General features: G+C 65.9%; 8 protein-coding genes. All 8 read left to right on the plus strand.

The genetic code is table 11. From position 1 onward, the window contains the following. Nucleotides 1-673, plus strand: a 673-nt coding sequence (locus tag BEN49_RS07015) for a TolC family protein (protein ID WP_141765628.1), incomplete at its 5' end; no start/stop codon positions are given. Between the two features lie 18 nt (nt 674-691). Next, complete coding sequence (locus BEN49_RS07020) at nt 692-1381, plus strand: ABC transporter ATP-binding protein (protein ID WP_438831775.1); 690 nt, start codon at nt 692-694, stop codon at nt 1379-1381. 135 nt (nt 1382-1516) lie between these two features. Then, nucleotides 1517-2797: an ABC transporter permease gene (locus tag BEN49_RS07025; protein WP_239691851.1), complete on the plus strand. Its 1281-nt coding sequence runs from the start codon at nt 1517-1519 to the stop codon at nt 2795-2797. Continuing rightward, on the plus strand, nt 2797-3972 hold the full coding sequence (locus BEN49_RS07030; protein WP_070742343.1) for an ABC transporter permease: 1176 nt from the start codon (nt 2797-2799) through the stop codon (nt 3970-3972). The genes BEN49_RS07025 and BEN49_RS07030 overlap by 1 nt, the downstream gene beginning before the upstream one ends. Nucleotides 3973-3997: 25 nt before the next feature. Beyond that, a complete protein-coding gene (locus BEN49_RS07035; protein ID WP_070742344.1) occupies nt 3998-5254 on the plus strand; it encodes an ABC transporter permease in 1257 nt (418 codons plus the stop codon). Next, entirely contained in the window at nt 5251-6435 is a 1185-nt protein-coding gene (locus BEN49_RS07040) for an ABC transporter permease (RefSeq protein ID WP_070742345.1), read from the plus strand. Before BEN49_RS07035 ends, BEN49_RS07040 begins: the two co-directional genes overlap by 4 nt. Nucleotides 6436-6459: 24 nt before the next feature. Then, nucleotides 6460-7713, plus strand: coding sequence for an ABC transporter permease (locus BEN49_RS07045; RefSeq protein ID WP_070742346.1), 1254 nt, complete (start codon nt 6460-6462; stop codon nt 7711-7713). Beyond that, on the plus strand, nt 7710-8897 hold the full coding sequence (locus BEN49_RS07050; protein ID WP_070742347.1) for an ABC transporter permease: 1188 nt from the start codon (nt 7710-7712) through the stop codon (nt 8895-8897). Before BEN49_RS07045 ends, BEN49_RS07050 begins: the two co-directional genes overlap by 4 nt. Nucleotides 8898-8949: the final 52 nt, after the last annotated feature.

Here is an 8949-nt window from a genome sequence, read left to right on the forward strand (position 1 = left end):
GGCGGCCCGCGAGGTGGCCTTCGCCCGCGGTACCACTGGCTTCCAGGCCACGCTGCTGGCCAACCTGGGCTACGTGAACCAGGCCGACCGCCTGGGCGCAGCGCCCCTGGCCTACCAGCGCCGGCTGCTGCTGGCGGCCCGCGAGGTGGCCTTCGCCCGCGGTACCACTGGCTTCCAGGCCACGCTGCTGGCCAACCTGGGCTACGTGAACCAGGCCGACCGCCTGGGCGCCAGCTACCTGGGCCTGCAAAACCAACAGCAAGTCAGCCTGGCCTTTAGCCTGCCGCTCGTGGACTGGGGCCGCCGCCAAAGCCTGGTGCGCACCGCCGAGCTGAACCGCGACCAGGAACAGCGCAACGTGGCCCAGGACGAGGCCACCTTTGCCCAAACCGTGCTCGTGCAGGCCCGCCAGCTGGGGCCCCTGGGCCAGCAGGTGGGCCTGGCCGCCCGCGCCGATTCGCTGGCCCAGCGCCGCTACGCCATCACCCGCGCCACTTACGAAGCCGGCCGCCTCAGCCTCACCGACTTGATCATTGCCCAGGCCGCCAAGGACGGGGCCCGGCGCGGCTACATCCTGGCCCTGCGCGCCGGCTGGGTGGCCCACTACCGCCTGCGGGCCCTCACGCTCTACGATTTTGACCGCCAAGTTGCCCTCAGCGACGACCCTTCTTAACTCTCTTCTTTCTCCCTCATGCAAACCTCCGCCGCGCCGGTGCTCCAGCTCACCGACATCGAGAAAATTTACCAGACCAAAACCATCGAAACGGTGGCCTTGCACCGCATCAACCTCACCATCGGGCGGGGCGAGTTCGTGTCCATCATGGGGCCCAGCGGGTGCGGCAAGTCCACGCTGCTGAGCTTGATGGGCCTGCTCGACGAGCCCACCCACGGCACCGTGGCCGTGGACGGCCGCCCCGTGCAGTCGTACTCCGACAAGGAGCTGGCCGGGCTGCGCAACCTCAAAATTGGCTTCGTATTCCAGAGCTACCACTTGATTAACGACCTCGCGGTGCTCGATAACGTGGAGCTGCCGCTGCTGTACCGGCCCGGGCTGAGCGGCAAGGACCGCCGCCAGCGGGCCCTGGCTGCGCTGGACAAAGTGGGGCTGAGCGCCCGCACCAACCACTTCCCCAGCCAGCTTTCGGGTGGGCAGCGGCAGCGGGTGGCCATTGCTAGGGCCCTGGCCGGGGCCCCGGAAATCATCCTGGCCGACGAGCCTACCGGCAACCTCGACTCGGTGATGGGCGAGGAAATAATGGACCTGCTGCTGGGCCTGAACCGCGAGCACGGCACCACCATCGTGATGGTGACCCACGACGAGCAGCAGGCCTTGAAAACCCAGCGCCTCATCCGCCTTTTCGACGGCAGCCAAGTGGGGTAATTCAGTGAGCAATTACCAATTAACAGTGAGCAGTAGTAATCCACTAGGCCGTCATGCAGAGGGCAGGGAAGCATCTTTTCTGCGGCAGTAAACCGTGGTTAGGGCCCCCAGGAAAGATGCTTCGCTGCGCTCTGCATGACCGCCATCCTCGATTTTCCGACTCAAAAAACCATGCTCCTTTCCTACTTCAAAATTGCCTGGAAGGTCTTGCAGCGGCGCAAGTTCTTCACGTTCATCAGCCTGTTCGGCATCAGCTTCACGCTGATGATTCTGCTGGTGGTGTACGCCATGTACGACCACACGGTGGGGCCCCACACGCCTGAAAAGCGCGTGGACCGGCTGCTGTTCGTGACGCACCTGGGGCTGTGGTCGCCCAACAGCCAGGGCAATTCTAACCCCAGCTACTCCTTCCTGAACCGCTACGTGCGGCCGCTGCGCACGCCCGAAAAGGTGTCGCTGGCCACGGGCGGCGGCTACGCGGTGGCCTACGTGGGCAACACCAAGCTGAAGCTGAGCCAGAAGGGCACCGACGGCGTGTTCTGGCAGGTGCTGGACTTTGACTTCCTCGCCGGCCGGCCCTACTCGGTGCAGGAGGCGAACACCAACGCCCACGTGGCCGTCATCAACGAGAGCACGGCCCGCCGCTACTTCGGCGCGGTGGCTAGTGCGGTGGGCCGCACCATCGAGGCCGATGCCGTTGGCTACCGGGTGGTGGGCGTGGTGCGCGATGTGCCTGCCGCGCGCCTCCTCAGCACGTCCGATATCTGGATTCCGCTGGGCCTGGCCGTGGACGTGCACGAGCCCGACTACTTCGGCAACTGCATGGCCATCCTGCTGGCCCCTAGCGCCGAAGCCCGGCCGGCCATGCAGGAAGAATTCGACCAAGTAATGCGCCACGTGCCGGTGCAAGACCCCAAGCAGTACACCGAGCTGCGGGTGTACGCCAACACGCTGCTGGGCTTCACGGTGCGCGGCCTCGTGACCGACGACGATGGGCCCGACGACGGGGTGGCTTGGTTTGGGCGCGTGGCGCTAGGCGTAGCGTTTCTTTTCATGCTGCTGCCGGCCCTGAACCTGGTGAACCTGAACGTGAGCCGGATGCTGGAGCGCTCCTCCGAAATCGGGGTGCGCAAGGCCTTCGGGGCCACGGCGGGCCGGCTGGTGGGGCAGTTCCTGGTCGAAAACCTCTTCCTCACGCTGCTGGGCGGGGTGCTGGGCCTGGCGCTGGCCGCCGGGGCCCTGGCGCTGCTCAACGGTAGCAGCCTCATCGAGTACGCGCAGTTTGCCCTGAACGCGCGGGTGTTTGCGGTGGCGCTGGGGGCGGTGCTGTTTTTCGGGTTGCTGTCGGGGGTGTACCCGGCTTATAAAATGTCGAAGCTACCCGCCATTCAGGCCCTAAAAGGAGGAACCAACTAATGCTGAAGCACTTATTTACCCTCATCTGGAACCGCAAGCGGGCCAACGCCTTGCTGATTGTGGAGATATTCCTGGCCTTCGTGGTGCTGTTCGTGGTGGGCAGCCTGCTGGTGTACCGCTGGCAGAACTACCGGGCCCCGCTGGGCTTCGCCTACGAGCAGGTGTGGGTCGTGGACCTTGACCCCGGCATGCAGCCCAAGGCCGAGCGCTACGCCACCCAACAGCAAGTCATTCAACGGATTAAATCGCTACCCGGCGTGCGCGCCGTCACGCGCACCAGCTCCAACACGCCGTTCAGCAACAGCCACAATTCGAGCGACATCAACCGGCCGGGCGAGCACATTAGGCGGCCCGCCAGCAACGTGTACGACTTGGACGACGCGGCCGGCGACGTACTGAGTATCCCCGTGGAGGAAGGCCGCTGGTTTGACCGGCGCGACGATGGGGCCCTGGTGGCGGTCATCTCGCACGACATGAAGGAGCTGCTATTTCCCAACGAAACGGCGTTGGGCAAGCTCGTTGAGGCCAACGGCAACCGGCGCATTGTGGGCGTAACGGCCCCGTACCGCGCCGACGGCGACTTTGCGGACCCCAAGCAGGCCATCTTCCTGCGCAACGGCCTCCAGGATACCACCTTCGACCACCTGCAAACGTTGCTGCTGCGGGTGCAACCCGGCGCCGGCGGGGCCCTGGAGAAGCAAATCAGCGCCGATATCCGCGCCATTGGGGCGGGCTGGAGCAGTAACATTACCCCGCTCTCGGAGGCGCGCGAGAAGCAGATGAAAACCGTGCTGACGCCGCTGGTGGCGCTGGTTATCACCTGCGTATTCCTCATCGTGAACGTGGCGCTGGGCCTGTTCGGGGTGCTGTGGCAAACCATCAACCAGCGCCGCTCCGAAATCGGGCTGCGGCGGGCCATCGGGGCCAGCGCCGGCGGCATCAGCGGGCAAATTTTGGGTGAGATTCTGGTGGTGGCCACCTTCGGCCTGGCGCTGGGGCTGCTGGCGGCGGCGCAGTTCCCGCTGCTGGGTGTGCTGGGCGTGCGGGTGGGCGTGTACCTAACGGCCATGGCCCTGGCCGCCGGGCTGGTGTACCTGCTCACGGTGGTGTGCGCGCTGTACCCCAGCCGGTTGGCCGCCGGCATCCAGCCGGCCGTGGCCCTGCGCGAAGAATAAATTATTCTTGTAACCTCGCCTTTTTATGCTCTGGAATTACTTAAAGATGGCTTGGAAAGTCTTGCAGCGGCGCAAGTTCTTCACGTTCATCAGCCTGTTCGGCATCAGCTTCACGCTGATGATTCTGCTGGTGGTGTACGCTATGTACGACCACACGGTGGGGCCCCACGCGCCCGAAAAGCGCGTGGACCGGCTGCTCTTTACCAGCTCCCTGTACCTCTGGTCGCCGCAAACGGAAAACGGCGGCCACCCCAGCTACTCGTTTCTGGAGCGCTACATCCGCCCGCTGCACACGCCGGAAAAAGTGTCCATCAGCACGGGCCACGGCACGGCCGTGGCCTACGTGGGCAACACCAAGCTGGAGCTGGCCCAGAAGTACACCGACGGCGAATTCTGGCAGGTGCTGGACTTTGATTTCCTCGAAGGCCGGCCCTACAACCCGCAGGAAGTGCGCGCGGCGGCCCACGTGGCGGTCATCAACGAGAGCACCGCCCGCAACTACTTCGGCACCGCCCGCGGCGTGCTGGGCCGCACCATCGTCACCGACGAGGTACGGTACCGGGTGGTGGGCGTGGTGCGCGACGTGCCCGCGTCTCGCGGTTTCACCTACGCTGAGGTGTGGATGCCCATCACGACCAGCACCCAAGACATTCACAACGCGGAGTACATGGGCTCTTGCATGGCCATTTTGCTGGCCCGGCGGGCGGCCGACGTGCCGGCCATTCAGCAGGAATTTGCCCGGGCCGTGCGCCAGGTGCCCCCGCCCACGGCCGTGTACAAGTGGTGCACGGAGGTGCGGCTCTACGCCGGCTCGCTGCTGGCCACCACGGTGCGCGAGCGGCTGGGCGAGGATGGCCCCGACGACGGGGTAGTCTGGTTCGGGCAAGCGGGTGCCGGGTTGCTGCTGCTGTTCATGCTGCTGCCGGCCCTGAATCTGGTGAACGTCAACGTCAGTCGCATCCGCGACCGCAGCTCCGAGATTGGGGTGCGCAAGGCGTTTGGGGCCACCAGCGGGGCTCTGGTTTGGCAGTTTTTGGTCGAGAACCTGTTTTTGACGGCCTTGGGCGGGGCCCTGGGCCTGGGGCTGGCCGCGGCGGCCCTGCACCTCATCAACACTAGCGGCCTGGTGGCCTACACGCAGTTCGGGCTCAACGGCCGGGTGTTCCTAGGTGCCGTGGTCATCATCCTGCTTTTTGGGTTGCTATCGGGGGTGTACCCGGCCTACAAAATGTCGAAACTCCAGGCCGTGCAGGCCCTTAAAGGCGCAAGCAACCCCGCATGATCCGCCACTTATTCACATTGGTTTGGAACCGCCGCCGGGCCAACTTTCTGCTCATCACCGAGATGTTCCTGGCCTTTGTGGTGCTGTTTGTGGTCGGCAGCCTGCTGGCCTACTACCAGCGCAACTACCGCACGCCGCTGGGCTTCGCCTACGCGCAAGTGTGGCGCGTGGACCTCGACCCCGGTACCCAGCCCCAGGCCGGCCGCCTGGCCACGGTGCGCCAGGTAATGGCGCGGCTGCGGGCCCTGCCGGGCGTGGTGTCCGTGGGGCGCACCTCGTCCAACACCCCGTTTTCGGGTAGCTTCAATAATACCGACGTGGGAGCGGGCAAAGAGGGCAAGGGGGCCACGCGAGCCAGTGGCTTCTATGTCGAAGACGACTTGCGCGAGGTATTCCAAGTGCCGCTGGTGGCGGGCCGCTGGTTCGGCCGGCGCGACGACGGCGCGGCCCTGCCGCCGGCCGTGCTCACCCGCGACCTGGCCGAGCAACTATTTCCACGGCAGTCGCCGCTGGGGCAAGTGGTGCTGCGCTCCGACGAGCAGTTCCGGGTAGTGGGCGTCGCCGAGCGGTTTCGGTCCGACGGCGACCTTGAAGCGCTACGGCCCGTATTCCTGATGCGCGTCAGCCCACAGGACACCGCCCTGGGCGAAGCTTCGACGCTGCTGCTGCGGGTGCGGCCGGGGGCCGGGGCCCTGCTGGAGCGGCAGATGCGCACCGAAACGCTGGCCATTGCCAAAGGCTGGAACGTGGGCATCACGACGCTCGCCAAGCAGCGCGCCGCTCAACTGAAGGAGGCCCTGACGCCCATTGGGGCCCTGGTGCTGGTCTGCGTATTCCTGGTGGTGAACGTGGCGCTGGGCCTGTTCGGGGTGCTGTGGCAAGCCATCAACCAGCGGCGTGCCGAGCTGGGCGTGCGCCGGGCCATGGGGGCCACGGCGGGAGGCATCAGCAAGCAGGTAGTGGGTGAGGTGCTGGTGCTCACCACGTTTGGCCTGCTGCTGGGGCTGCTGGTGGCGGTGCAGTTCCCACTGCTGGGGGCCTTCGATGTGCCGGCCGGCGTGTACTTCACCGCGATGGCGGCGGCGGCGGCCGGCCTGTACGCGCTGGCGGTCGGCTGCGCGCTGTACCCTAGTCAGTTAGCTGCCGGCATCCAGCCGGCCGTGGCCCTGCGCGAAGAATAATTCTCCTGCCTAATCCTCCCCACCATGCTCTGGAACTACTTAAAAATTGCCTGGAAGGTGCTGCTGCGGCGCAAGTTCTTCACCGCCATCAGTCTGTTCGGCATCAGCTTCACGCTGATGATTTTGCTGGTGGTGTACGCCCTGTTCGACTACACCGTGGGGCCCCACCAGCCCGAAATGCGCACCGACCGGCTGCTGTTTGCCTCGCGGATGGAGTACCAGTACAAGGACGGGGGCGTGAACCGCTCCAGCCTCGGCTACGCCTTCCTCGACCGCCACGCCCGGCCGCTGCGCACGCCCGAAAACGTGTCCATCAGCGAATCGAACTGGAGCGAGGCCGTGGCCTACGTGGGCAACCAAACGCTCAAGCTGGACCAAAAGCGCACCGACAGTGAATTTTGGCAGGTGCTGAACTTTACGTTCGTGGCCGGCCGGCCCTATAACCTTCGCGAGGTGCGCGACGGGGCCCACGTGGCCGTCATCAACGAAACCACCAGCCGGCACTACTTCGGCACCACGCAGGGGGTGGTGGGCCGCCCGCTGGTGCTGGACAGCCGCGCCTACCAAGTAGTAGGCGTGGTGCGCGACGTGCCGCTGCTGCGCTTCAGCTGCTACGCCGACGTGTGGCTGCCCGTGACGACGACGACCGACGACCTGCGCAACCCCGATTACATGGGCCGCTACCAAGTCATTTTGCTGGCCCGCAGCGCGGCCGACGTGCCGCGGGTGCAGCAGGAGTACGAGCAGATGATTGCCCACCAGCCCGTGCCCGACCCCAAGCAGTTCAAGCAAATAGGCTCGCACGCCCTGCTGCTGCGCACGGCCGTGCTCTCGCGCTTTGCGCGGGGCAGCCAAGGGCCTGGCAGCGACCAGCCAATCCTGCGGCTCATGCTCATGCTGGCCCTACTGTTCATGCTGCTGCCGGCCCTGAACCTGGTGAACATTAACGTGAGCCGCACGCTGGAGCGCTCCTCCGAGATTGGGGTGCGCAAGGCCTTCGGGGCCACGGCGGGGCGGCTGGTGGGGCAGTTTCTGGTCGAGAATATTTTCCTCACGCTGGTGGGCGGGGTGCTGGGCCTGGCGCTGGCCGCCGGGGCCCTGCACCTGCTCAACGAGAGCCAGTTTTTGCCTTATTCCGAGTTCGGGCTCAACGGCCGCGTGTTCGGGATGGCGCTGGGCATCGTCCTGTTTTTCGGAGTTCTGTCGGGGGCCTACCCGGCTTATAAAATGTCCAAGCTACAAGCCGTTAAGGCCCTGAAAGGAGACACCGCCGCATGATCCGCCACCTGTTTACCCTGATGTGGAACCGCAAGCGCGCCAACGGCTTGCTGGTGCTCGAAATTGTGCTGGCCTTCGTGGTGCTCTTCGCCGTGGGCAGCATGGGCTTGTACCTGTGGGGCAACTACCGGGCCCCCTTGGGTTTCACCTACGCCAACGTGTGGCACGTGCAGTGCGCCCCCGGCGCCCAGCCCCGGCGCGACCAGTTCGGCACCTTTCAGCAAATAATTCGGCAATTGCGGGCCACGCCCGGCGTGCTGAACGTGGCCCGCAGCTTGGACAATACGCCCTTCTCTGATAACTCGAACACCAGCAATGTCGTCGTTAATAAGGGCCGCGACCAGCGGGAGTGCCCGCAGGCCGACCGGTTCGAAATGGGCCCTGAAATGCGGGACCTCATGGGCATCGAAATCAAGCAGGGCCGGTGGTTCAACCGCAGCGACGAGGCCAGCGCCCACCACCCGGTCATCATCACCGAAGCCCTGCGCGACGCGCTGTTTCGGCCCGGCGAGTTGGTGCTGGGCCGTGTGCTCGACACCCCCGAAAACTGCCAGATAGTGGGCGTGAGCGGCCCCTTCCGCCAGGGCGGCGAGCTGAGCGAGCCCCGGCCCGCCATCATCCACTTTGTGGGGCCCCAGGATACCACGACGGCCCTCAACACGCTGCTGGTGCGGGTGCAGCCCGGGGCTGGCGCGCAGCTCGAAAAGAAAATCAGCGACGACATCCGCGCCGCCAGCCCCACCTGGAGCAGCGCCATCAGCCCGCTGGCCAAGCAGCGCCACCGGCAGCTCAAGCAGCTGCTCACGCTGCCCGTTATCCAGGGCATCGTGTGCCTGTTTTTGCTCATCAACGTGGCCCTGGGGCTGTTTGGGGTGCTGTGGCTCAACATCAGCCAGCGGCGGGGCGAGTTGGGCGTGCGCCGGGCCATGGGGGCCACGGCAGGCGCCATCAGCGGGCAGGTGCTGGGCGAAATCCTGGTGCTCACCACGTTTGGCCTGGCCCTAGGGCTGCTGGTGGCCATGCAGTTCCCGCTGCTGGGCGTGCTAGACGTGCCGGCTGGCGTGTACGGCACCGCCATGGCCCTGGCGGCGGCGGGCCTGTACCTACTGGCGGTGGGCTGCGCCCTGTACCCCAGCCGGTTGGCGGCGGGCATCCAGCCGGCCGTGGCCCTGCGCGAAGGATAGGGCCGGGCCCGACCCGGCGCGGGACGGGCGGGGTTTTTAGGGCCCCGGGCGA

Source organism: Hymenobacter coccineus (genome assembly GCF_001816125.1).
GTDB lineage: Bacteria > Bacteroidota > Bacteroidia > Cytophagales > Hymenobacteraceae > Hymenobacter > Hymenobacter coccineus.

What these genes read in the sequence shown, in the direction of transcription:
- BEN49_RS07040 (WP_070742345.1), top strand. Translation starts at nt 5,251, where the DNA reads ATGATCCGCCACTTATTCACATTGGTTTGGAACCGCCGCCGGGCCAAC.
- BEN49_RS07045 (WP_070742346.1), top strand. Translation starts at nt 6,460, where the DNA reads ATGCTCTGGAACTACTTAAAAATTGCCTGGAAGGTGCTGCTGCGGCGC.
- BEN49_RS07035 (WP_070742344.1), top strand. Translation starts at nt 3,998, where the DNA reads ATGCTCTGGAATTACTTAAAGATGGCTTGGAAAGTCTTGCAGCGGCGC.
- BEN49_RS07020 (WP_438831775.1), top strand. Translation starts at nt 692, where the DNA reads ATGCAAACCTCCGCCGCGCCGGTGCTCCAGCTCACCGACATCGAGAAA.
- BEN49_RS07030 (WP_070742343.1), top strand. Translation starts at nt 2,797, where the DNA reads ATGCTGAAGCACTTATTTACCCTCATCTGGAACCGCAAGCGGGCCAAC.
- BEN49_RS07025 (WP_239691851.1), top strand. Translation starts at nt 1,517, where the DNA reads ATGACCGCCATCCTCGATTTTCCGACTCAAAAAACCATGCTCCTTTCC.
- BEN49_RS07050 (WP_070742347.1), top strand. Translation starts at nt 7,710, where the DNA reads ATGATCCGCCACCTGTTTACCCTGATGTGGAACCGCAAGCGCGCCAAC.